The organism is Domibacillus sp. 8LH (assembly GCF_038806185.1).
GTDB classification, from domain to species: Bacteria; Bacillota; Bacilli; order Bacillales; family Domibacillaceae; genus Domibacillus; species Domibacillus indicus_A.
The window spans coordinates 1-276 of sequence record NZ_JAVJNG010000122.1 but is presented as its reverse complement, the minus strand read 5'-3'; the positions used below and the strand labels follow the sequence as shown (position 1 = coordinate 276).

Genomic DNA, 276 nt, shown 5'->3' with positions numbered 1-276 from the left:
CCTTCGACTTACTTTAACTTCATATAGTTGAGCGCTTTTCGGATTTTGTATCGGCGCAGTAGATTAAGTGGCTTTTGCATAACTCCCGCTTCAATAACGTGTGCGGTTGCAGCCAGTACGAGTTGAGCACTATTGCCATCAGTAAATGGATGTACTTGGGTTATATACTGATTAATTTTTAGTTGCTGCTCATCGCTTAAAGTGAGTGCTTGTGCTAATGCACCACCTAATTGCTCCGGTTTGGTGATATTTATTAAAGCATCTTGTGGCTGAGCG

At 42.0% G+C, this 276-nt stretch carries 1 protein-coding gene; it reads right to left on the bottom strand.

The features are described from left to right. Positions 1 to 8 precede the first annotated feature (8 nt). Positions 9 to 276, bottom strand: a 268-nt coding sequence (locus tag RG959_RS24075; protein ID WP_342799296.1) for a hypothetical protein, incomplete at its 5' end; no start/stop codon positions are given.